This is a genomic window from Paenibacillus ferrarius (assembly GCF_002027705.1).
In the GTDB taxonomy this organism is placed as follows: Bacteria; Bacillota; Bacilli; order Paenibacillales; family NBRC-103111; genus Paenibacillus_E; species Paenibacillus_E ferrarius.
Window position 1 is genome coordinate 14,838 of record NZ_MBTG01000016.1, and the last position, 24,905, is coordinate 39,742.

Here is a 24,905-nt window from a genome sequence, read left to right on the forward strand (position 1 = left end):
GAGCCGTCAAGGGAAATCCGTCCAACTAACGGACCTCCCCACCCTGCCCTGTCTCGCTAACCCTATAAATTACTTCACTTGCTCCATTTGCTGTTTCGCGATAGCGAGCACATCTTTGGCAAGGAACGCTTTATCTTTGTTTTCTTGGTACCATTTGTTCATGAAATCTTCGAGCTGCTTACCGCCTGCTTTGTCCCATGCTGCCTGCGAATCCTTAATTGCTTGTTCAGGACTGTATTTGCTTCCGCTAATAATCGCTTTAACGAAGAGATCGCCTTTTTCCTTCAAAATGGTCGTATTGATAATTTGCAGATCAGCGTTGTACACCGGCATGTGCTCTCCAACCGTGAGACCTGGATACTCTCTTTGCGGATCGAAGTACACTTTCTGAATCTCTTTGTACATATCCATGGCAGCCTTTTGCTCAGGCACCTCGGCATTAAAGCCGCTTAGGACAAAGCTGCATTTATCTTGACCCGATGAGTAGAACATTTCGTAATCGCCTGCATAGCCAACTTCATTTTTGGATTTAGCTGGATCAATCGCTTGTGGACAGCCATTGGCTGCTTTCTTCCAGTGCGTTCCTTCATCGCCATTGATCACTTTCAAAGCGGTTTCCGGCTTCATCATAAAATCAAGATAACGGCCTACAGCTTCAGGATCTTTGGCCTTGGCATTAATAACGGTTGTCATTTGAACCGGATTGTCGATCGCCCCTGTGAACGTACCTACCGGTGATTTAGGATAGCCTAATGGCGCAATATCCGCAGTGGGAACATTTTTCTTCAAAGTCGGAAGGTCGTTCATCATGAAATCGTACCAACCTCCGGTAAATTTCACGTAAATCCCGATTTTGCCATTCAGGAAGTCTTGCTTCGCTTTGGCGCCATCTTTGTCATTAATATAATCCTTGTCGATGATCCCATCGTCGTAGAGTTTCTTTTTGAAAGTAAGAGACGCAAGCTCATTGTCCCACTGACGAATAATTTTGCCATCCTTTACGCCCCAAGCCAATAAGTCCTTCGAAGAGCCTTCGCCGAAGATTTCATTAATCGCTTGCTCGGAATACGTACTCATATTCAAACCGTACGTATCTTTCTTTCCGTTGCCATCTGGATCATTTTCCGCAAAAGCCTTCGCTACCGCCATCAATTCATCTGTGGTTGTAGGCATGGAAAGATTCAGCTTCTTCAACCAGTCCGTTCGAACCAGCAGGAGATGAGCAGGCACAGCTTCTTTTACTTTGCCGATTTCGTACAGCTTGCCGTCCGGCTTCGTTCCAGCTTTTTTCAGCTGCGGGTATTGTGTCAGCAATTTCTGATATTCAGGCATGTATTTTAAAATGTCATCGATCGGGAGCAGCTGCTTTTGATCATACAAACTGCCACGGAACGGCGTATTATACTCACTGACGATGTCCGGCGCCGAACCGGATGCAAACAGCACATTTAACTTCTTCGTTGAATCGCTGCGGAGAATTGGCACATACTTCACATTTTCCGGCCCATTCTGGTTGATCCATTTGGTCCAGCGATTTTCTTCGTACGATCCTTCTGAGGCTGGAACCGCACCGCGATCATACATCGTTGCCGTGACATCGCCACGTTTGGCCGCTGATTTGGCCGATGCCGCTTCAGTTGCAGGCGTTGTAGTTTCCTTCTTGTCGCTGCTGCACCCCACTAATGTTGCCCCTAATGCTACGAACCCTACTGTTACACCCAACCACATTTTCTTGTTCGTCATTCGCATTTCCCCCAATTCATTTATTGTGAAGTTTTGTTAAACGGGAACACCTCAACAGGTTAAACATCCTCAACCCTTTACAGACCCCAGCATGACGCCCTTCACAAAATACTTTTGGAGGAAGGGATACACCACCAGCATCGGAACGACCATAATCACCACGCCGACAGCCTTTACCATTTCTGTTGCTACTGCGGCTTGCTCCTCATTATTTAAAGATGGCGAATTCAGAAGATCATTTTTTTGCAGCATTGCCTGAACGATAACCGTCAAATTCTGCAAGCTGCTTTTATTAATGTACATCAGCACGTTCATAAAGGAATTCCAATAACTAATCCCATAGAACAGCGCTAATGTTGCCAGCATAGGGAGTGACAATGGCAGGATAATGCGGATCAGAAGCGATGTATCGCTGCATCCGTCAATGCGAGCTGCTTCCTGCACCTCATAGGGAATATTCTCAAAATAGCTGCGCATCAGAAGCATATTATACGTACTGATGAATCCCGTAAGCCAGATGGCCCAATAGGAATCAATCAAAGACATTTGCTTCACAATGAGGTAGGTTGGGATTAATCCCCCCGAGAACAGCATCGTAAACACCATAGCCAATATGAGATATCGACGCCCTATCAGATAAGATCTTGATAAGGGATACGCTGCCAGAATGGTGCCAAGCAAACTTAACACAACGCCAACCAGTGTAATGACAATACTATTGCGAAAGGCTTGGAAAGCCGGGCTTGATATAAAAAAGATTTTATAAGCAGTAAATTGTATCCCCACCGGCCAGAAAAAGACATGACCTGAGTCAACTGCTGATCGTTCGCTAAGCGATAAAGCCACGATATGGATAAACGGCATCAGGCACGTTAAAGCGATAACCGCGAGCAGTACATAGTTGATGGCATAAAAGATCTGTTCTCCCCGTGATATTTTCATGGGCTCCTCCTTTTTGGCTTCTAGAATAAAGCTTGGTCAAATTTACGGGCAATCTGATTCGCAATCAAAACAAGACTACAGCTAATGACCGATTCGAAAAGCCCCATTGCCGTCGTTAAGCTGAACTGCGAGCTGCCCAACCCTATTTTATAAATATACGTACTTATCACCTCAGACACGTCGGCTACAGCCGAATTCTGCAAGTTGTACACTTGGTCAAAACCAACCTCCATCACACGCCCCATCGCTAGAATCAGCAATAAAATAATCGTGTGCCGAATACCAGGCAGCGTAATGTGCCAAATTTGCCGCCACTTCGTAGCGCCATCCATACAGGCCGATTCATAAAGCGAAGGATCGATAGTTGTCAGTGCAGCGAGATAAATGATCGTACTAAACCCCATTTCCTTCCATACACCAGACCCAACAAAAATTGCAATCCAAGAATGAGATTCATACAAAAAAGTAATCGGTTCTATATGTAAGAGCTTGAGCACTTTATTGATGGACCCGTAATCTGTCGCGAATAAGGATAAAACGATTCCGGAAACGATGACCCACGAGAAGAAATGAGGCAAGTAAACAATCGTTTGCACCCATTTTTTAAACCAGGACTTGCGAACTTCATTAAGCAAAACAGCCAAAATGATCGGCACCGGGAAGCCCACCAGCAAGCTGAGCAAGCTGAGCCAGAACGTGTTCCAAATAATTTGCAGCGTACTCGCGCTGGAAAACAAGAGCTTGAAATACTTCATCCCAACCCATGGACTGTTCCAGATGCCATCTGCGAAATTGTAGTTCTTGAAAGCGATCACAAGACCGCCCATTGGCCAATATTTGAACAAAATATAATAGGCGATCACGGGGATCAGCATAATAAACAAAGGAATATTTTGTTTCAGCAATCTTCTTCTTCGTATTAGCGCAGCTTCTCTAAGCCGCTGTACATCAAGGGTGACAGGAGTTTTCTCTAACCTGCTGCTCATCACTGCATCGCTCCTTCTTTGGTATACCCTAATTATAGAAGGTACTGCCGATAGATCCCTTAAAAAATTATAGATAAAACTATAATTTCATTGGTTTTGTTTGTGGTTTGGGGAGCGGGGGCGGGGGCGTAGCGCGGACCACTTTAAGGCTGTTTTTCAGCCTTATGGAGGGCATCTCCAGCTTTCCCTCTACTTTAGGGCTGAATTTCAGCCTTACAGCGGGGGGCTTGCGCTGCCGTAGATGCCCGCCCCCCCTCACTATTGAAAAAGAACTGTCCCCAAGTAGCAGATTCTACTTGTGAACAGTTCTTTTCAATTAATGCATGTCACCCGGCGATGCCGTGGATTGACGGATCATCAACTCCGGGCGCAGCACAACGCGTTGTTTGAGTTTCGATTCTTTTTTCAGCTCCTGAATCAGCAGGTCGACGACCTTCTTCCCCATCGGCTCAATCGGCTGGGCGACCGTCGTGAGCGGCGGGTCCGTCACCGAAGCCAGAATCGTGTTATCGAAGCCAATCACCGATAGCTGCTCCGGCACTTTCAAGCCCAGCTGCTTCGCAGCCTGCAAAGCCCCGATAGCCAGCATATCATTGCAGCAGAACAGAGCAGTCGGCCGAACCCCTGCCGACTCTTCCAGCAGCGCAATCGCCTGCCGCTTCCCATCTTCCACGGTATAGTGGCAGTTGCGCACACCGCTGTCCGGCAGTACAACACCCGCTTCCTCCAGCGTGTTCCTAAACCCGCGCACCCGCTCACGGCTGCTGATAACCTTGGCATGCTCCGCCAGAATAGCTATGCGCGTATGCCCCAAATCCAGCAAATGCTTGGCCGCCAACGCGCCGCCAACGCAATCGTCCACAACAACGGTATGCACGCCGATATCCGGCATTTCTCTGGCGATCATCGCAATCGGGATCCCTTGCTTCATTAGAGGCGTCAGCATCTCCTTGTTGTCCATCCCGGTCCCGATGATCATGCCGTCAATACTTTTCTGCTGCAGCAGGTTCAGGTAGCGCTCGACCCGTTCGTCCTTATTGTCTGTGCTGCAAATAACCAAGCTATAGCCCAAATGGTGCCCCTGATCCTCAACCGCCCGCGCAATTTCCGCGAAAAAAGGATTCGATATATCCGGCACAAGCAGTCCCAAAGTAAATGTCTTCTTGCCGGTTAAAGCCGAAGCGATCACACTTGGCTGATAATTGAGCCGCTCCATCGTTTTGAGAATTTCCGCGCGCCGTTCTTCGCTGATCTTCCCCTTGCCGTTCATCACCTGCGACACCGCTGCAATCGAAACTCCAGCCTCGCGGGCGACATCATAAATTGTTGCCTTCATCCTATGACCCCATTTTTCCCGAAGAATACTTGTTTGTCTTCTATTATGCAGGGGCACAAGGGAAGTTGCAAACGGCCTACTCCTCCACTGGCTTCGCCATTAGCCAAGCATGCTCAGGATCATTATGGAACTTCCAAGTGCGCGACGGGCCTGCCATCACATTCAGATAGTAAACGTCATAGCCGGGAGGAGCACAAACAGGATGATAGCCTCGCGGCACCAGCACAGCTTCCCCATCCTTCACCAGCAGCGTTTCATCCAGCGAGCGGTCATCCGTATACACACGTTGGATCGCAAAACCATGCCCAGGATCGACGCGGTAGTAATACGTTTCCTCCAGAAAAGACTCCTGCGGAAGCGCATCCCGATCATGCTTGTGCGGCGGATAGCTCGACCAATGCCCATTCGGTGTAAAAACCTCAACGACAAGCAAGCTGTCGGCCGGTTCATTTTCCGGTAAAATATTATGAATTTGCCGCTCGATATTCCCGTAACCGCGGGTTTCAACCCCCACATGGCTAGGTTCAATCAAGCGCGCAGGATAACCGCCAGCACCGGGAGCGCTGCAAATCGCAAGCTCCACAGCTGTTTTTGCGGCAACTTGATACTGATCATCACTTGGGACATAGACTGAAAACGGCGGAATTTTCTCAAATACGTTCATCCGCTCTCCGATGTCACTCCAGCTTGCCTCCTTGGTCTGCACGTCCGCTTTACCGCTCAGCAGCACTAAGCAAACTTCTTGCTCGCCCGTAACACGGCTCAGAGATTGCCCCGCCGCAAGCCTTACAATTTCAAAACCGACATAGTTCCAGCCAGCGGATTCCGGCGTTATTTTCAAAATGCTGCCCTCAGCATGAGGATGTTCCAAAGGTTTCACAATCAGATTAGGCATATCCCGCAGCTCCTTTCCTTAAAGCGCACTCTGCTGTAACAAAGCCAAAGCCTCGCTAACTTTCACCGGCCGACCCAACCTAGAAGATAACTTGGCAGCAAGTGCGATCCGCTCCGCCTGCATACCATCATGACCGTCCACAGGTACAGCTTTATCGTTCAACAGACAATCTATGAAGATCTGCGTCTCTTCCATATAAGCAGCTTGATAGCGCTCGAGGAAAAAATGCAGCGGTTTCTCGCTCACAATCGCATCTGCGGTGCTGACCACGGCCGTATTCGGATGATCGTTGGTAACGGCTACGCTGCCTTTGGACCCGAACACTTCCACACGCTGGTCATAGCCATAGACGGCTTGACGGCTATTGTCGATGACGCCAAGCGCGCCATTTTCGAAGCGAAGCGTGACTATCGCCGTATCCACATCCCCATGCTCAGCAAAAACCGGATTAATCAGCACATTGCCCTGCGCATACACCTCTTCAACCTCGCTGCCAGCTACAAATCTAGCCATATCGAAATCATGAATCATCATATCCATGAAAATGCCGCCCGACACTTTAATGTAATCCTCATGCGGCGGATTCGGGTCACGAGAAGTGATTTTGATAATATGCGGGTTCCCGATCGTGCCTTCTTGGACAACCTCGCGAACACGCTTAAAGTTATGGTCAAAACGGCGGTTGAAGCCGATTTGCAGCTTCACGCCGGCTTTGTTCACAGCAGCAATGGCTGCTTCCGTTTGTGTAATATCCATGCTGATCGGCTTTTCACAAAAGATGTGCTTGCCTGCTTCAGCCGCTTGCTGGATTAACGGCACGTGCGTGTCGGTCGACGAACAGATGAAGATAGCATCAATCTCTGGATGCTCGATCAGTTCCTTGCTGTCCTTCGTAACTAAACCGATTTGGCGCGCTGCCGCCCAAGCCTCTAGCTCAGGACCGGCAAATAAATCACTCACCGCCACAATGTTCACTTGCGGCAGCCGCAGCAAATTGTCTGCGTGGATTTTGCCGATTCGCCCTGCACCGATGATTCCGATTTGAATAGTTTTCATGATAGACTCCTTCCGGCTTTGCCTGCGCTGCCGAACAATTGAATTTTGGCTCTTACGGATGCCCCAATCGCTTCCCGCGCGGGGATTAAATAATTCCGTGGGTCATAGGCCTCTGGATGTTCATTCAAAAACGATCGTATGGCCGCTGTACAGGCGATTTGATTGTCTGTATTCACATTAATTTTGGCTGTTCCGCAGGCAATCGCCTGACGAATTTCTTCATCCGGCAAGCCGCTTCCGCCATGAAGCACAAGCGGAAGGCCCGTAACTTGGCGGATTTCAGCCATCCGTTCGAAGCCCAGCTTGGGCTGTCCCCGATAAGGACCATGCACGGAACCAAGCGCTGGCGCCAAGCAATCGATGCCTGTTTCCTGCACTAAACGCACGCAATCCGCCGTGACCGCATACATGCCTTCGGCTTCATCGACGACCAAATCATCCTCGCGTCCGGTAATCCGGCCCAGCTCAGATTCAACGGAAACGCCGAGAACATGAGCAGCCTGTGTCACTTGGCGGGTCACTTCGATGTTATGTTCGAGCGAATGATGCGAAGCATCGATCATCACGGAAGTAAAACCCGCGTGAATCGCCCGGATGCACACCTCATAGCTGCTTCCATGGTCTAGATGGAGCGCGACAGGCACCGTAATGCCGTAATGCTCCATCAACGATTTCACCATACCCGCGATGCAAGGCAGCCCGCCCATATATGGAATGTAAGCCTCGCTGACGCCAAGAATGACGGGCGCTTGCTCCGCCTCGGCAGCCAACAGAATGGCTTGCGTGAACTCCAAATTGTTTAAATTAAACTGTCCAACCGCATATTGACCGGCTAGCGCCTGATGCAGCATCTCTTTCATCGAAACAAGTCGCATGAGATTCTTCCTTTCTGGGCCTACCAGCGGGCTGTGACCATTTTTTTGCGTGTATAGAATTCAACGCCATCCGTCCCATTCGCGTGCAAATCACCATAGAACGACTTTTTCCAGCCTGAAAAAGGGAAGAAAGCCATCGGTGCAGGAACGCCGAGATTGACGCCCAGCATACCCGCATCAATCGTTTCACGGAATTGGCGGACATGACTGCCATCACGCGTGAACAGGCAGGCGCCATTGGCAAATTCCGAGCGATTGGATAACGCAATCGCTTCTTCCAGCGTTGCTACCCGAACGATGGAAAGCACAGGCGCAAAAATTTCGTCCTCCCAAATTTTCATGCCGCACTCCACGCCATCAAAAATAGTCGGGCCTACGAAGTACCCCTTCTCGTCGGAAGCCTTATCCTTGCGTCCGTCGCGAATAAGAATCGCGCCTTCTTTTTCGCCGATCTCGATATATTTCAAGGTGCGCTCTCTGTGCTGATCGCGAATCACCGGCCCCAAGAACACGCCCTCGTCCGCGCCATTGCCCATCGTGATGCGGTTAGCAGCATCAATCAGCTTGCTGACAAGCGTGTCAGCCACATCGCCAACGGCTACGACAACCGAGCACGCCATGCAGCGCTCGCCCGCTGAACCAAAAGCCGCGTTGACGATTTCCTTCACCGCGATATCCAAATCCGCATCCGGCATCACAATCGAGTGATTTTTGGCGCCGGCTAAGGCTTGCACCCGCTTGCCATGGGCTGAAGCGGTTTTGTAAATGTATTCGGCTACCGGTTGGGAGCCGACGAATGAAATCGCTTTGACCTCTGGATGCTCCAGAAGTCCATTCACAACATCGTGCGCGCCATGAACGATGTTCAGCACGCCGTCCGGAAGACCGGCTTGTTGGAACAGCTCCGCCAAACGGTTAGCCAAGTGCGGCGTGCGCTCCGACGGTTTCAGCACGAACGTGTTGCCGCAGGCAATCGCCAGCGGGAACATCCAGCAAGGCACCATCATCGGAAAGTTGAACGGTGTAATGCCACCGATGACCCCGATAGGATAGCGGTACATGCCGGATTCTAGATTCGACGCGATATCAGGCAGTTGTTTGCCCATCATCAGCGTTGGCGCTCCAGCCGCGAATTCGACACACTCGATGCCGCGCAGCACTTCGCCGTACGCTTCGGTGTAGCTTTTGCCATTTTCACGCGTCACGATCCGTGCAAGCTCTTCCCAGTTGTCGACCAGCAGCTGCTGATATTTGAACAAAATGCGTGCCCGGCGCGGCACCGGCGTGCGGCTCCAGGACTGGAACGCCTCTTGGGAGTTGCGAACGGCTTGATCAACTTCCTCCTTCGTAGAAATGGGAATGTATGCAAGAATTTCTTCCGTTGCAGGGTTGTATACGGGTTCTGTTTGAGTGGAGGCAGAAGCGATCCATTCGCCGCCGATCCAATTTTTCAAAGTCTCTGTCATCGTTAAGCTCTCCCTTTTCAGTCAATTATGAAGCTGTAATCTCGCCGCGGTTGCAGCGTTCGATATAATCATCCACCTGTGCAGCCGTTGGCATAGCATCCGAGCAGCTGTGGCTGGAAATGACGATACAAGCGGCTGCGCTGCCGTATTCCATACTTTTTTCAATCGTCCAGCCTTGCATAATGCCATAGATAAAGCCTGCCGCGTACGAATCTCCAGCTCCAAACGTCTTCACAACTTTAGCCGGGAAGCTCTTCGCACGGTGGCCGACACCGTCAGGCGTATAGGCAATTGAGCCCTCTTTGCCGTGTTTGATGATGACGATCTTGGCCGAATAGTCGAACCATTTGGCCGCTGTAATCCGATCATCCTTCTCTGGGTTCGTCTCGAAACGTTCCATCATGTCGAATTCTTCGCGCGTGCCGAGGATAATATCGCATTTCTCCGCCGCCAAGTTATAGTAAGTTGCTGTCTCTTCCGCTGATTTCCACGTATAGGGACGATAATCCAAATCAAATACGATCACAGCGCCATGCTTCTTCGCATAGCTGAGTGCCTGGAATACCGCTTCACGCGAAGGGCTTTGTGCAAGCGCCGTCCCAGAGATGAGCAGCACCTTCGCCCTAGCGATCAGCGATTCCTGAACCTCCGCAGGGGTAAGCAGCAGATCAGCCGCATTGTCGCGATACATCAGAATACTGCAATCGGTAGGGCTTTTGATCTCGGTAAAAGCAAGCCCTGTGACAGCTCCCGTTTGATCGGTCACGACATTCGTCGTCTCGATCCGATTGCGCTGCAAGTAATCCTCGATGAAGCGGCCCATTTGGTCATTGGCGATTTTGCCGATAAAAGCCGTTTGCAGCCCAAGTCTCGCCATCCCGATCGTGATGTTGGCCGGAGAGCCTCCGACATACTTCGTAAACGTCATCGTCTCTTCCATCGGACGGTGAATTTCGTTGGCGTTCAAATCAATGCACAGTCGTCCTATTGCGGCAAAATCCAGCGGCTTATCTAGTGGAAAAGTCACGTAGGTCATCGAACCATTACCTTCTTTCTTGGGGAATAAGAGATTGGATATAACTAAGTGCATTTTTGGCATATTCATAAGGAGGATGCGCAGCCGGGTCTTGCTCGCCTTCCAGCATCGCCCATCCTTCATATTTCCGCTCCAGCAGCTCTTCGAAAATCGGCCCAAAATCAAGACAGCCGTCGCCCGGAACGGTGAACACGCCTTTGCGAATACACGTCACGAAGTCCACTTGTTCCGCTCTCGCTTCATCCAGCACCGCTTGACGAATGTCCTTCAAATGAATGTACGCGATGCGGCCGTAATGCTTGCGCAGCACGGTCAACGGATCTGCCCCGCCGTAGTAGGCATGACCCGTGTCGAAAAGCAAATGCACGAGCGCAGGATCCGTCATTGCCATCAGCTTGTCGATTTCCTCCGGGCTTTCTACCACTGTGCCGCCATGATGATGATAGGTCAGCTTGAGTCCATACTCCTGCGCGATGGCCCCTGCAAGGTTAAGTCCTTCAGCCAAGCACTGCCAGCCTGCCTCATCCAGACGAAGCACTTCCTTCTCGTTAGGTGTCCGGCGCGGGTCAAAATGGAGCGAGCCCCCCACTTCCGCAGTGCTGATAACTGTGCTGCCCATTTCTTGGAGAAACTGCGCATGCTTGCGATAAGCGGCAAGCTCCTCGTCGCGGTAGGCAGGATCGGAGAAAAGTACCGATTTCCACTGCGAAACAAGCTGAATGCCCCGCTTCGCGAGTTCTTCTTTTAACACGGGAATGTCTGTTGGATATTTGCGCCCCATCTCGGTGCCTGCAAGCCCCAGTGCTGCTATATCATCTAAAATTTGTTCATACGTCGTATCCGCGCCATGCTCCTTAACATCTTCGCCCACCCAATTAATCGGGTGCACGCCCAGCTTGAATGGAAGCTCTGTCATCGTTCAAATCCCCTTTGTTGGTTAAATAGGTTTGGCCGCTTGGATGCGGTTCTTCATTTCTTCATGCGCTTTAAGCACCTTTTCGCTCTCGGACACCTCTGGCACGCCTACTTGCCACCAGGATTCATAGCCATCCGTGTTCGTTCCCGGCACAACTGGAATTTCAATCAAGGTCGTCACGGTCTCTTCCTTCGCTTTCAGCAGCGCTTCTCTAAGTTCTTCAGGCGTGCCTGCTTTGTAAGCCTTCGCTCCCAAACTGCGGGCATGCGCCGTAAAGTCGATCGGCATGTAGCTGCCTGTCAGCTTGCCTGTCGCCGCTTCGCGATAGCGGAATTCATTGCCGAAGCCATCGCTGCCGTGGCCTCTTTGCAAGTTGTGAATACACTGGAAGCCGTGATTATCGAACAGCAAAATCGTAATTTTGCGGCCTTCCTGCAAGCTGGTGAGCAGTTCGGAGTGAAGCATCAAGTAGCTTCCGTCTCCAACGATGGCGTACGCCTCGCGATGGGGATCAGCCAGCGCCACACCAAAAGTGCCGCTTACTTCGTATCCCATGCAGGAGAAGCCGTATTCCATGTGATACGTTTTGGGCTCGGTTGATCGCCATAATCGGTGGAGATCGCCTGGGAGACTTCCGGCTGCACAAACGACAACTGCTGAGGGGTCAATGGTTTGATTGATCACGCCGAGCGCGCGCGTTTGCGCCATGCCTTCGGTGTGCTCTAAGGCATACAGACGGTCGACCTCCTGCTCCCACTGCGCTTTCAAATGCTCCACATACCCGCTTTCGTAACCGCTCTCATGGTAATGAGCGGACAACGCGTGGAATAAGGTGCCTAACGTTTCTTTGGCATCTGCGGTGATGCCGATGCCGTTTAATTTGGACGCATCGAAGCCGCTGATGTTGATATTAATAAACTGCGCATCCGGGTGCGCAAAAGCTGATTTGGAGGCCGTTGTAAAATCGGAGTAACGCGTCCCGACGCCGATAATCAGATCAGCTTCTCTCGCGAGGATGTTCGCTGCGCGAGATCCTGTCACACCGATCGCCCCTACATGCAGCGGATGGTTCCATGGCAGCGAGCTTTTGCCTGCCTGCGTCTCGGCTACCGGGATGTGGAAAGCCTCAGCGAACTCAGCCAATTCCTTCGTCGCATCGGCATAGAGGACACCGCCGCCGGCGATGATTAGCGGCCGCTTCTTCCCGAGCATCAAATCCACCGCACGGTTCACAGCTTCTCTGGCTGGAGGCCGCCGATCTACATAATGCACCTGCTTGGCAAAAAAGGCTTCTGGGTAATCATAAGCCTCAGCCTGCACATCCTGCGGAAGCGCTAGTGTAACAGCTCCTGTTTCCGCTGGATCGGTAAGCACGCGCATCGCATGATGCGCCGCCGTCATCAGCTGCTCGGGACGCACGATGCGGTCCCAGTATTTGCTGACGGCCTTGAACGGATCATTGGCAGACAGGCTGTAGTCTCCTGCGACTTCCAACTGCTGCAGAACCGGGTCCGGCTGTCTGGAAGCAAAATTATCCCCCGGCAGCAGCAGCACTGGAATCCGATTGACGGTTGCTGTCGCAGCGGCTGTCAGCATGTTCAATGCGCCTGGCCCGATCGAGCTTGTGCAAGCGTAAATTTGCTGGCGGTTCTTTTGCTTGGCAAAAGCCGCCGCCGCGTGCACCATGCCCTGTTCATTTTTCCCCTGTATGTAAGTCAGATTCCCTGCGCTGCGTTCCAAGGCTTCCCCGATGCCGGTCACATTGCCATGACCAAAGATGCCCATGACGCCCCGAACAAATTTCGTTTCATGCCCATCGACTGAGATGTACTGTTGATCCAGAAAGCGAAGCAGTGCTTGGGCCATAGTAAGACGTATCGTATGAATGGCTTTCTCCCCCTCAAAGGTAAGGTAAAGCGCTTAATCTTGGTGGGTTAAGCGCTTAATCCGATAATATAACATATTTATTTTCATCGCAATCTTTATTTTTTGTGTTATCCTTTAGGTAGCAAATGACTCATCTGCGTTCCCCTATTTATCCCAAAAATGATTGAAACCGAGGTCATTACGATGCCGAATTGGATGCAAGCCCTGCTTGGAATCAACAGAAGCTTTCGCGTCAAACTTATCCTAAGCTTGTCTGTCATCATTCTTTTGTCCTTTGGGATCACCGGCTATTTAACGTATCAATACAACCTCAAGCTGTTTGAGGAAGAGATCAGCAAGCAGTTCTCTCGCACCAATGAAGAGGCTTTGGCCAAAATGGAGCTTAAAGTCCAGGAGATCATCCGCATCTCCCAAACGATTGTGTTTAATCCCCAGATTGAACAGGTCATTAAACGCATTAATTCGGCCGAAGATGCAGACGCTTTCAATTTGTATTTTGACAAGAAGCAGATTGAAGAACAGATTTTCCAAATCAAATCGGACGCCCCTTATATTACCGGAATGTATCTCTACGATTTAAACGGCAATCCATCTTATTTCAGCTATACTACCTCCACCATCAACAATTTGAGCGACGAGGTCTTTCAAGTCATTAGCTCCAAATTGAGCGATACCTACGGCAATCTTGTGTGGACAAGCATGGCCCTGCCCAGCTCTGTTGAGCCCAGCGGATTTCGACAAACGATCATCATTGCCCGCTATATGAAAAACAGTTTCTTGAATACTTATGGCGTGCTCGTTATGGCGATGGACGAATCTTTTTTCTCAGGGTCGCTCAAGGAGTTGACGAAGGATGGAACAGGTGAAGTGTACTTGTTTAACAATAACAAGGAACTGCTTTACAGCAACGTTACGCAAAATTTGGCCGGGAAGCAGCAGCTTCTGGTCAATCTCAATCAAACCCAAGTGATGGATAATCATTTGTTTGTTCAAGGCGAATCCAAAGCCACTTCATTTAAGCTGGTAAGCGGAACTTCTCTGACGGATATTCGAAGTAAAAATAAAGCCCTTTCGCAAAGAATCGTCTACTCGGGTTTAATCAGCATTCTGCTTACCAGCATCCTGATCGTCTTGTCCACGGGGAAACTGCTGCGCCCGCTTAAGGATTTATTGATGGGACTCCGCAAAGTTCGCTCCGGCGACTTCGAGACCCGCATCGAAATTCGCACCAAGGATGAACTTGCTTATATAGCTGAAAGCTTCAATGCCATGGCCGAGCAAGTCGGACGGTTGATTAAAGAAGTCTATATGACGCAGCTAAGCGAACGGGAAGCCGAGCTGAAAGCGCTGCAAGCGCAGCTGAATCCGCATTTTCTGCATAATATGTTTAACGAAATTTACTGGAAGCTTTATTTGCAAAATGAGAAAGAAACCGCCTCTTTGATTGCAGCGATCTCCGAAATGCTCAAATACTCGTTAATGCCAGTCAGAACGCCAACGAGCGTAAGGGAAGAATTGCAGCAAATGCGCAACTATTTGAAGCTGCAAACGGAGTTATTTGAAGCGAATTTAGAGACCGTCATTCAAGCAGATGAGGATATTCTAGACTGTGAAATCATGCGTTTCCTGCTTCAACCACTCGTGGAGAATGTATTCGTGCATGGCTTCCGCAACAAGGTAGCCCATAAAGTGCTAGTCATTAGAGCTCGCATTGCGGATGGATTTCTGGAAATTGAAGTGACGGATAATGGCTGCGGCATGGATGAAGCCGCCATTTCACAGCTGCTGGGTGAGAAAGGGGCCGCTTTGCCGCAGCGTTCTGACGGGCGTGAAAGCCTTGGAGTGCGAAGCGTCGTTCGTCGCATTGAGTTAGTCTATGGTTCACCCTACCGCTTGGAAATTATGAGCATTGTGGACAGCGGCACGACGATGCGTCTTCTTTTGCCTTATATCACCATGGAGAACGGGGGCCTGACATATGCCGAAAGGTAAAGTGCTGATCGTCGAGGATCAGCCGAATTTCCGCAAGGGACTGCGAAAAATGTTCGAAGACGGCCAACAAGGCTGGACGGTCGTCGGCGAGGCAAGCAATGGTCAGGATGCGCTTGCGTTAATCAAGCAGGTGCAGCCTGATCTAGTGCTGACCGATATTCGGATGCCCATTATGGATGGAATCGAGTTCGTAGGTCATTTGCGGCAGAGTCATCCCGAGCTGCTTGTTATCATTTTGACCGGGTACAAAAACTTCGAATACGCGCAGGCCGCCGTCCGGCTTGGAGCGCTGGATTTATTAATTAAGCCATGCACGGAACAAGATGTCCAGCAGGTGATGAGCAAGGCATCCGAACGTTTTTATGAAAAATATTCGAAGCAGCAGCAGCAGTTAGGCCAGCAAAGGCGGCAGCAGGATCAAGAGCTCCGCTCCGCTCTGCTGAACCTGCCTTACACCCATAGTACTGATGCCGAGAAAAGTCTCGACAGCATGCTCAGCAACAAAGAATTGTGGCTGCTTCAGATGAATAATGAGGATTTAGCCATCAAAGATTACGGCATCAGCGATATGCGTTTAATTCAGTTTGCCTTGTCCAATATTGTGGAGGAACTGCTGAAAGGCGCGGGACTGGATGCTCATCTTCTGCTCGTGGAACATGACCGTTTTGTGCTCGTTTCGGAATGCCATACCGTGGATGCGGCTATACAGGAAGCCATTCGGCAGGCGTCTTGGGAATATTTGAAAATCCATCTCAACATTCACCCTATGGGAGCTGATGTCTCAGCCACGCAGTTGGCAGAACGCTATGTGAAATTCAAAGAAGCCGCCCTCTCCTCTGGCGGAGTTCTGGGCACAAGCGGAAGTGAAACCGGCAACGGCTCCAGTATGACCATGACTCTGTCGCTCAACCAGTCAAAGGTGAATGAACTGGAGGTCCAGCTCATGTCCGCCATATTGATGAACCAAGAAGAAAGCCTTCAACAGCTCCTTGATCGCTTGCTGATAGAGCTTTCCAACGCCTCGCTGGCAGACATGAAAATTCAGGCACTTTCGCTTTCCATTGCATTGCTGGGAACTATACAAAAACAATTAGCCCCTGAGGAACAAACCTCACTGGCTCGGATTCCCGGGGACATGCCTCAAACCCATTGGACGGCGGAGGAAGTCTGCCATTGGGCGAGCGAGCAAGTAGCCAACTTCCTGCTGCTCTTCAACAACTGGCAGGCATCCAAAAATGACAATCTGATCGAGCGGGCTGTCAAATATATTGAGGAGCATTACAACGAGGAATGCCGGTTGACCGATGTCGCCTTTCATATTCATCTGAATGCCAGCTATTTCAGCGTATTGTTCAAGAAATCAACGGGAGAAAGCTTCACCCGCTTCGTCACTCGCGTCCGTATGGACAAAGCGGCCATTCTGCTCCGCAATACGGATATGAAAATATTCGAAATTGCCTGCGCTATCGGCTTCGATGAGCCGAATTACTTCACCAATGTGTTCAAGCAGCAGTATTTGATGTCTCCAAAGGAGTATAGGAATGGTCGTTTGGCTCCGGGTTGAGCCATCTTAAGAAACGGCCTTTTGAGCGAAATAGGAGTCTTTGGAGGCTGCTATTTGGCGCTCAGGCAACCAATTGGAGGCTTCTTTGGCGGAAGCAGCTTGACCCTTTACCTCCTTGCAGAAAAAACCGCGTCTCCATAAATTAGAGACGCGGGATTTCTTGCTACTTCTGCGACAATTAATACAGCATAGCAGCCTGACGCTTATAATGGTCCTCAACTACAAGGCAAGCCATCGCTTCTACCACGGGCACGACTCTTGGGCAAATACAAGGATCATGCCGTCCTTTGGTCACAATAACTTTCTCCTCGCCATTGATATTGATCGTATTCTGCGGCACAGAGATCGACGAAGTCGGCTTGACCACGACGCGAAAAACGATCTCTGCGCCCGTACTGATGCCTCCGATGATCCCGCCCGCATGATTGCTGCTGAACCCTTCCGCATTCATTTGATCATTATGCTCACTGCCCAGCATGCTGGCCGCAGCAAAACCTGCACCAAATTCGATCCCTTTGATAGCTCCAATGGACAGCATCGCTTTGGCTAATTCAGCATCAAGCTTATCAAAAGCCGGCTCGCCCAGCCCTGGATGTACGCCGCGAATTCTGCATTCTACGATGCCGCCGCAGCTGTCTCCAGCTAGGGCCAAGGCTTCAATCTTCTCAACCATTTTGATCGCTGCATCCGGATCACATGCTCGAACAGGATTAGCTTCAATGACGTCCTCTATAAAATCACGGCATTTGATCCCGCCGATTTCCGTTGTGTAGGCGACGATGGACACGCCTCTGCGCTCGAGCAGCTTGCGTGCGACAGCTCCCGCTGCCACTCTGGATGCCGTTTCTCTGCCTGATGCCCGGCCGCTTCCTCTGTGGTCGCGTACGCCGTATTTTTGCAAGTAGGTAAAATCTGCATGACCAGGCCGGAACGAATTTTTGATATCATCGTAGGCTTCAGGTCTCATGTCCGTATTGTATAAAATAATCGATAGCGGAGTCCCCGTTGTTTTGCCTTCAAAAGTGCCGGAAATGATATGGATTTTGTCATATTCCTTGCGAGGGGAAGTCACGGAGGATTGCCCTGGCTTCCTTCTATCCATCTGCACTTGAATGTAAGCCTCATCGATCTCAACGCCCGGCGTTACGCCATCAATAATTACACCGACGGCTTCTCCGTGGGATTCCCCAAACGTTGTAATTTGAAATCTCTCGCCAAATGTGTTCCCAGCCATATTGCCCATCTCCTAATCAACGAATGTTGGATCTCTATCTCTTTATTCTAGACATTTCGTTGGCATAAATGAAATTGGAATAATCGCCATTTGGCATAGAGAGTATCTATGTCATCGTATTGGAGGCCTGATCAATTTTATTGCTAATAGTGACGAAACAAAATCCCCCACCTCAACGTCTAATTGGTAATAAAAGGGGGTAAACGAATGATTATCCAATACCGCATGTTTACGATGATATCTCTCATAGGGTGTATGCTGCTTGCTGGGTGCGATTCAAATGAAACCAAAGTGGCCGTGCAGTCTTCCGCGCAGCCAACTCTTCAAACGATCCCAACTTTGCCGCCCAGTTCGACCGTTGTGGCATCGGCGGCTCCAACCTCCCTGCCAGATCCGGTTATCCCATCCAGCCAGCCAACCCCTGCTGCCACAGCGGTCCCATCTCCCGCAGCATTGGCTAGTCCGGCTCAACCGTCAGAATCTCAGCAGCCAGCCACCCCAAAAGCAAGTTCGACGAAACCGCCAGCCGCATCACCGAAACCGCAGCCAATACCCGTTCGTTTATTCCCAGCCAGCATCCTAACGATGGACCGTCAGGAAGGTTTAGGTATGCAAGACGGCAAACTGCTCTATACGAAGAATACAGGCAAGACATGGGAGGTTAAGATCCCGGACGGTATGCAGATCAAGGACCGCCTTCTCGCGGCTGATTTCTTAAGTCCGTTTCTGGGCTTTGCCTATTATCTTACAGATGCCAAGCAGCCGAAGCTTGTTGCTACCCAATGGCTGCAGGATAGCAGCGGCTTGCCAGCACATTGGAAAACAGCAGTATTGCCAACGGAAGAAGCATGGGAAACATCAACTAACATTTCGGTGTACAGCAACCTCAGCCTCACATACCCTGATCCCAGCTATGCACTCCTTACTTCTTCTCCCGCAGCCGGGCTAATGGGAAAGTCGCTCTATCGGACAGATGATCAAGGCACTTCTTGGCAACGAGTCAGCGATATCTCCAGCGCCATCAATGGTTACCCGACTGGTATCGCTTTTCCCCATTCCAATGATGGCTGGATAACGGCGACCTATCACGGGCCAGACAAATTCCCCTTATTCCGTACCCAAGACGGCGGTAAAACATGGGCAGTTCAGCATGTCGAAATCCCTGATGAATTCAAAAATGGATACGCCAACACATTCTCTCCCGTTTTCGATCAGGAAGGCGATCAGCATGGGCTGTTTATTGCCCAATTTGCACTGGGTGACAGTAGAACCTATGTCCCTTACGAAACCCATGACGGCGGGAATACGTGGCTTCCGCTGAAATATCAGTTAACGGATGTGCAAGAATCTCCTATTTACCAATTTGACAACATGATTGAAGGGCGTGCTATATCCACGGATGGCAAAAGCATTTATACCATGAGAACTTATAACAAGGAGGATTGGCAGCAAATTGTACCCAACATCATTTTAAAAGATGCAAAGCAATTTTTTCTGAACATGGACGGATTTGGCTGGGTTCTTCTCAATGGGCATTTAAAGATTACGATGGATGGTGGCAGAACGTGGAGCGCTCCCTAGAGGGAGGGCTGGTACAGCATAGGGTACGATTTAGTAAAATAATTACGAATCACAAAAATTTGTTCCGATACTCTGACGGCGTCAAGCCGTACTGCTTCTTGAAGCTTTCCCGAAAATGATCCTGATCCGCATATCCAATCCAATCGCAAATTTCATAGATTTTGATGGCAGGGTCCTTCAACAGCCGGGCAGCTTCCTGCATGCGAAGCCGAATAATCCAATGGTTGATCGTCATTCCGGTTACTTCTTTAAACAACAAGTTTACATATTTATCGCTTAAACCGACGGAAGACGCCACATCGGAAAGCGCCAATTCCTTGCGCATGTAGGATTCCTTCACATACTGGATAGCCTGCTCGACCAGCTTCTTTTTCTTCAAGCTTCCGGTCCACTCCCCGCGGAGCAGCGCTTCTGATAAGTTCGGAAGCTGATCTTTGGCTGTTTGTTCCGCCAACGTCAGGGCGAGGCGTTCTTCCCTTTCTTTGCGCAGCACCTCAACGGCATTCGACAGCACTTTCTCAATCTCGCTGGGGTCGATCGGCTTCAGCACATAATCCAGCACTTGCAGCTTTATAGCCTGGCGGGCATGATCGAACTCATTTAGTCCTGATAGAATGATGCAGCGAATATCCGGATTACGCACTTTGAGCGCTTCAATTAATTCTAAACCGCTCATTTTGGGCATCCCAATGTCGGTCAAAAGCAGATCAGGCTCCTCGCGCTCCAGCCATGCCAGCACTTCCTCTCCATTCTCTACAGCGCCGAGCAGTGTGATGCCTAACGCATGCCAGTTAATAGCATGGATTAATGTCTCACGAACGATTTTCACATCTTCGGCAATCAGCAGCTTAATCATTCGCAGCATCCTTTCTTCCTGTCTTCTGCTGCCTAGAATATGGCAGTACGACTTCAACACTTGTACCTTCATGCACTTTCACATAACGCAATCCATAGGTTTCGCCGCTATGCAGCTGAATTCTCCTGTGAACATTCAAAGTGCCGTAGCCGGTACCCGCCTCGCCTGCTTCGCCCACTTCTCTTGCAGGCTGCTTAAGAAGCATATGATTCATCTGATCTGCCTCACAGCCTTGGCCGTTGTCATCGACCCGCAGCACAAGTCCCTCCAGCTCCAAGCGGGCTGAAATCGTAATCCGGCAGCCCGTTCGGCCGTCCGCAAAACCGTGTTTAATCGCGTTTTCCGCGAGCGGCTGCAAAATAAGATGCACAATGGTTGTGGATAACAATTCCTTGGGGATCTGAAATTCCACTTGCAGATCATCCATCATCATCTTTTGAATATGGAGATAGGCTTCCACCTGCTTGATTTCCTCTTCCAAAGTGATCCACGTTTGCCCACGGTTCAAACCATACCGAAATACATTGGCTAACGAACGCACGATGCGGCTCGTCTCCTGATCACCCGTCATGATCGCGCGGCAGTTAATGAGATCCAGTGTATTATACAAAAAATGAGGATTGATTTGGGCATGCAGCAGCTCCAATTGAAGCTGTCGTCGTTCAATCTCTTCCGTAAACGATTTCTCGATCAGACCATGAATGGTGACTAGCATCGAAGCGAACTGCTGGTTCAGCTCGTCGATTTCATAAATGCCCGTATTCTGATAAGGAAGCGGTTCTTTAAACTCCACCACTTCCGGACGCTGGATAGCCGTGACCAGTCTGGTAATAGGAACCGTTACCCGGACAACAATTCTGCGGAGCCAGAAACCGGCAATAATTAAGGCAACAGCCGCTGTCACAGCGCCAAATAATGAAATGGCAAAGGTGTATTGGCTGAAATGGCTCTCTGGCACAACCGCAAGCAGCTTCCACCCGTTCTGAAGCGTCTCGAACATGACTCTGTGATTCTCTCCGTCAATTCTCGTAACGATGGACCCCTTGGAATCCTTGAGTGAACGAACATAGGGAAGCGCTCCTGCATCGTCGAGAAAGTCGTAGCGTTCGCTGTAGATCACTTTGTCCGCTTCATCCAGCAGCAGATGATACCCTTCCTCAAGCCGGGCATTGTCAAAGATCCCCCGGATGCTGCGCGTATCCGCTCCAACAATGAGCGTACCGATATTTCGGCCGTCCTTGAGGCTTGTTTTTTTTCTCGCCGAAAAGACCATCGCTGTATCGGACTCTGTCCTCTGGCTCCACCATATGTTCTGTCGTTCCCCGCGGCTTAGACTTTGGAACCACTTCTGATTCTGCAAATCATTGTTCTTAAATATCCCCGTAATTGGGGAAAAATGCTCAGCTGCCATGGCGTACAAGCCACTGCCCGGCTCCAATGCGACTGAAACCACGTATGATTGCTGTGCAACATTCCCAGAGCCGAAATCATTCAGTAAAGACAGCAAGGAAAGATTCTGTAAATTGGTTTCTAGCGTATACAAATCGCTGACAGCCTCATAGGGCTCCTGATATGTATTCACTAACAAATTTTCTATAGATTGATTGCTTAGAAAAAAGGCAGCTACATTATTCATCGTATCGAATTGATATTCGATATTACGGTAAACAAATTTCATGGACTGCTCTGCCATCTTCAGCGTATGGTCGTTCTGCACCCGGATGAGGATGTAGCTGGCCGCCGTTGCAAACAGGGCAATGAAGGTGACAATCAACACGAAAATCGGAAGACTGAGCCGTGACAACAACCCTGAGTGACCGCTGCGTTGCTTGAAGCGAATAGCCATGCCTAACATCCTCCTTCACTTAAATGATGGCAAAAGCCCCCTAGTCGGCGGCTGCCGAGCGAGGGGCTCCATAAGCTTTTATCCAGATATCCAGATATAACGGTGTTTATTTGCCTGATTTCTTTTTGAAGGAAGCTTCCAGCTCGGTAAGAATCTGAGTGCCGCCTTGTGATTTCCATTTCTCTGCGAAGTCATCGAATTTCTTGATGTCCGCGCCCATAATGATTTGCGTAAAGACGGAATCGCGCAGCGTGTTCAGTTCCACAAGCTTGGTGATTTTCGTCGGAGAATCCAAGTAATTCGAAGCATCTGTAATTTGAAATTTATTGTTGATGGCAACATCCAGCGCCTGCGACTGACGCAGAGGCAGCGATTCCAGATAACGCGGCCAGCCTTTCAAACCAGGGGCGAACAAGTAGCTTTGAATCCCTCTGAAGTTCCCATTCTTATCCTGCTGCGTCTTAGGATCGATCAGATCCGTAACCACTTTCATCTTGCCATTGTCGATCTTGTAGTCTTCGCCTTCAATGCCCCATACAGTCAGCATTTGATTCTCCAGCGACAAGGAGCTCTCTATGATAGCCAGCACCTTTTTGGGATCTTTGGTCTTGGCGCTGATTGCGTTCATTTGGCCAAATGGCGCGCCTGACGGAGCTACCGCTTTACCGTCTGCACCAACAAGCGAGCTGTTCAAAGACAAATATTTGTACGGTACATTGGACTGATCCGGCAGCTTGCCGTCAGCAGCCAATTTGCCGCTTTTCTTAAGTTCATTGCTTTCCACTTGCGTGTCATAATCATTTGGTGTGGACCACCAGCCCATCCACGAGAACAATTTGCCGCTATAAAGCTTAGCCCGCAGCTGCTCTTCCTTAATTGTAGCGAATTCTTTATCAATGAGTCCTTCTGCGTACATTTTTTGCAAATACTGCAGAGCCTCTTTCATTTTCGGATCGATATCATAATTGCTGAATTTGCCGTCTTTTTCCGTGAAATAGCCCGGTGTTACGCCAAATGCGCCAAAAATATGATCAAATGAATTGTTCGCATATTTCTGCTGGCCAATCTGTGCCGTATAGCCGCCGAGCGGGATGATATCCGGTTTCTCAGCTTTTACTTTCTTCAGCAAGTTGTAGTATTCATCCAGCGTTTTGGGCACTTGAGCGCCCATCCCCTCGACGAAGTCCTTGCGCAGCACAACATTCCAGCGATAGCCTGCACCTGGTCCGCCTTGATAAGGTATCCCGTAAATTTTACCATTTACTTTGGCTTGTTCGAAGACTTCCTTCGGCACTTCCTTGAGAATGTTCGGCGTATCTTTCTCATTAATGAGATTCGTCAGATCAACGAAAGCGCCTTGCTGCGCATACTTTTGGAAATCGTCGGCGAAATCAATCCGTACGACATCGGGAATGTCACCGCTGGACATTTTGAGATTAAGCTTCGTCTTGTACTGCTGAACGTCCACCATCTCCGGAGTGATTTTGATGTTCAGCTTTTTCTCTACGGCTTGCTTCACAGCATCCTTAGTAGGATCGTAGGGCTTGGATATATCTTGGGCTTTCAGCCATTTCAGCTCGTAAGGCTCCTCTGTTTTCGGTGCCGCCGATACCGCACTGGCGGATGTCGTAGGCGCAGCAGGTGCCGGATCGCCGGTCTTACTGCAGCCTGCAAGGGTTACAGAACCTGCAAGCAGTGCAGCAAGTGCGGTATACGACCAAACTTTTCCTTGATTTGACATAAGAATTGACCTCCTTGAATTATATTTTATTTTTGCCTCAATGGGAATGAATCCGCCAAACAAATCACTTAGCCTTTGACAGAGCCGATCAACATCCCTTGCTCGAAATGCTTTTGAATAAAAGGGTAAATAATGAGCATCGGCATTGCCACGATCACAATCGCAGCCATTTGGATACCGATCGTCGGGGGAGGCGTTGAGCCTGCCGCTTCAAGCAGCTCCGGCGGAAGGCTGGAACTGGCAATGATGGTGCGCAGGATGAGCTGCACAGGCGCTTTGTGCCAATCCGTTACATACAGCATGGCGTTGAAGAAATCATTCCAATAGACGACCAAGTACAGAAGTCCGATCGTGGCGATCACCGGTTTGGACAGCGGGAGCACAATTTGCCAGAGGATTCTGAACTCCGAAGCGCCATCAATGGAAGCTGATTCTCGCAGGCTCTCCGGAATGCTTTCGAAAAAAGATTTCATAATAATCATGTTGAAAGCGCTGTAGGCCATGACCAGCATAAGCACATAGTTGGTGTTCAGCAAACCCAGCTGCTTGATGGTGATGTAGGTAGGAATCATCCCGCCTTTGAACAGCATGGTGAAGACGAAGATGAGCATGAAGATTCGCCTGCCGGGCAGTTTTTTCTCTGCAAGCGCGTAGGCCGCTGTTGTTGTCAGAAACAAGGCGAGCAGGACGCCCCCTGCTGTATTGCGGATCGTATTGCCATAGGCCGTGAAGATCAGCGAGCCTTCTTTTAACAAGTACGCATAATACTCAAAACTCAGCGAGCTCGGAAACAAGATCAGGCCGTTCTTCTCGCTGAAAATATGATAGGGTGTCACGGAAACGGAAATCACGTACCAGAAAGGAATGACAATAATGATCGTCATGACCGTTAGAACCAAATAGTTCGTGGTGACAAAGGCTTTCTCGCCTGTTGTTAGCTTCATCGCATCTCT

General features: G+C 49.8%; 19 protein-coding genes. 3 read left to right on the plus strand and 16 right to left on the minus strand.

Going from position 1 to position 24,905, the window contains the following annotated elements:
- Positions 1-69: 69 nt before the first annotated feature.
- From BC351_RS18460 to iolD, 11 genes are all read right to left on the minus strand, one after another.
- On the minus strand, positions 70-1,743 hold the full coding sequence (locus BC351_RS18460) for an extracellular solute-binding protein (RefSeq protein WP_244209080.1): 1,674 nt from the start codon (positions 1,741-1,743) through the stop codon (positions 70-72).
- Positions 1,744-1,812: 69 nt separating this feature from the next.
- Positions 1,813-2,685 (minus strand): carbohydrate ABC transporter permease, encoded by an 873-nt coding sequence (locus tag BC351_RS18465; RefSeq protein ID WP_079414218.1) that lies wholly within the window; start codon positions 2,683-2,685, stop codon positions 1,813-1,815.
- Between the two features lie 20 nt (positions 2,686-2,705).
- Entirely contained in the window at positions 2,706-3,560 is an 855-nt protein-coding gene (locus tag BC351_RS18470) for an ABC transporter permease (protein ID WP_244209093.1), read from the minus strand.
- Between the two features lie 427 nt (positions 3,561-3,987).
- Positions 3,988-5,007: a LacI family DNA-binding transcriptional regulator gene (locus tag BC351_RS18475; RefSeq protein ID WP_079414220.1), complete on the minus strand. Its 1,020-nt coding sequence runs from the start codon at positions 5,005-5,007 to the stop codon at positions 3,988-3,990.
- Positions 5,008-5,083: 76 nt separating this feature from the next.
- Positions 5,084-5,902 carry a 5-deoxy-glucuronate isomerase gene (gene iolB, locus BC351_RS18480; RefSeq protein ID WP_079414221.1) on the minus strand — a complete coding sequence of 273 codons (819 nt, stop codon included), beginning with the start codon at positions 5,900-5,902 and terminating at the stop codon, positions 5,084-5,086.
- An 18-nt stretch (positions 5,903-5,920) separates the two neighbouring features.
- Positions 5,921-6,958 carry an inositol 2-dehydrogenase gene (gene iolG, locus BC351_RS18485; protein WP_079414222.1) on the minus strand — a complete coding sequence of 346 codons (1,038 nt, stop codon included), beginning with the start codon at positions 6,956-6,958 and terminating at the stop codon, positions 5,921-5,923.
- On the minus strand, positions 6,955-7,833 hold the full coding sequence (gene fba / locus BC351_RS18490) for a class II fructose-1,6-bisphosphate aldolase (RefSeq protein ID WP_079414223.1): 879 nt from the start codon (positions 7,831-7,833) through the stop codon (positions 6,955-6,957). The genes iolG and fba overlap by 4 nt, the downstream gene beginning before the upstream one ends.
- A gap of 20 nt (positions 7,834-7,853) precedes the next feature.
- Positions 7,854-9,299, minus strand: a complete 1,446-nt coding sequence (locus BC351_RS18495; protein WP_079414224.1) for a CoA-acylating methylmalonate-semialdehyde dehydrogenase — start codon at positions 9,297-9,299, stop codon at positions 7,854-7,856.
- A gap of 25 nt (positions 9,300-9,324) precedes the next feature.
- Positions 9,325-10,335: a 5-dehydro-2-deoxygluconokinase gene (gene iolC, locus BC351_RS18500; RefSeq protein WP_079414225.1), complete on the minus strand. Its 1,011-nt coding sequence runs from the start codon at positions 10,333-10,335 to the stop codon at positions 9,325-9,327.
- Between the two features lie 7 nt (positions 10,336-10,342).
- Complete coding sequence (gene iolE / locus BC351_RS18505; protein WP_079414226.1) at positions 10,343-11,251, minus strand: myo-inosose-2 dehydratase; 909 nt, start codon at positions 11,249-11,251, stop codon at positions 10,343-10,345.
- Positions 11,252-11,272: 21 nt separating this feature from the next.
- A complete protein-coding gene (gene iolD / locus BC351_RS18510; RefSeq protein ID WP_079414227.1) occupies positions 11,273-13,138 on the minus strand; it encodes a 3D-(3,5/4)-trihydroxycyclohexane-1,2-dione acylhydrolase (decyclizing) in 1,866 nt (621 codons plus the stop codon).
- Positions 13,139-13,321: 183 nt separating this feature from the next.
- Between iolD and BC351_RS18515 the strand changes: the two genes are divergently transcribed.
- Both BC351_RS18515 and BC351_RS18520 read left to right on the plus strand, forming a co-directional pair.
- The gene (locus BC351_RS18515; RefSeq protein WP_158082134.1) at positions 13,322-15,130 is read left to right on the plus strand and encodes a cache domain-containing sensor histidine kinase; all 1,809 of its coding nucleotides are present in this window, start codon (positions 13,322-13,324) and stop codon (positions 15,128-15,130) included.
- Complete coding sequence (locus BC351_RS18520; RefSeq protein ID WP_079414229.1) at positions 15,117-16,694, plus strand: response regulator; 1,578 nt, start codon at positions 15,117-15,119, stop codon at positions 16,692-16,694. Before BC351_RS18515 ends, BC351_RS18520 begins: the two co-directional genes overlap by 14 nt.
- Positions 16,695-16,872: 178 nt before the next feature.
- Here the strand turns inward: BC351_RS18520 and aroC are convergent, their stop codons facing one another.
- Positions 16,873-17,928 (minus strand): chorismate synthase, encoded by a 1,056-nt coding sequence (aroC, locus tag BC351_RS18525; protein WP_079414230.1) that lies wholly within the window; start codon positions 17,926-17,928, stop codon positions 16,873-16,875.
- Positions 17,929-18,135: 207 nt separating this feature from the next.
- Here aroC and BC351_RS18530 point away from each other — a divergent pair, with 207 nt between their 5' ends.
- Positions 18,136-19,509, plus strand: coding sequence for a WD40/YVTN/BNR-like repeat-containing protein (locus BC351_RS18530; protein WP_079414231.1), 1,374 nt, complete (start codon positions 18,136-18,138; stop codon positions 19,507-19,509).
- Between the two features lie 49 nt (positions 19,510-19,558).
- Here BC351_RS18530 and BC351_RS18535 read toward each other — a convergent pair whose 3' ends face one another.
- The 4 genes from BC351_RS18535 to BC351_RS18550 all read right to left on the minus strand — a co-directional run bounded on the left by BC351_RS18535 (position 19,559) and on the right by BC351_RS18550 (position 24,896).
- Entirely contained in the window at positions 19,559-20,374 is an 816-nt protein-coding gene (locus BC351_RS18535) for a response regulator transcription factor (RefSeq protein ID WP_158082135.1), read from the minus strand.
- Complete coding sequence (locus BC351_RS18540; RefSeq protein WP_158082136.1) at positions 20,358-22,211, minus strand: sensor histidine kinase; 1,854 nt, start codon at positions 22,209-22,211, stop codon at positions 20,358-20,360. The genes BC351_RS18535 and BC351_RS18540 overlap by 17 nt, the downstream gene beginning before the upstream one ends.
- A gap of 106 nt (positions 22,212-22,317) precedes the next feature.
- Entirely contained in the window at positions 22,318-23,952 is a 1,635-nt protein-coding gene (locus BC351_RS18545; RefSeq protein WP_079414234.1) for an extracellular solute-binding protein, read from the minus strand.
- 68 nt (positions 23,953-24,020) lie between these two features.
- Entirely contained in the window at positions 24,021-24,896 is an 876-nt protein-coding gene (locus BC351_RS18550) for a carbohydrate ABC transporter permease (RefSeq protein ID WP_079414235.1), read from the minus strand.
- Positions 24,897-24,905 lie beyond the last annotated feature (9 nt).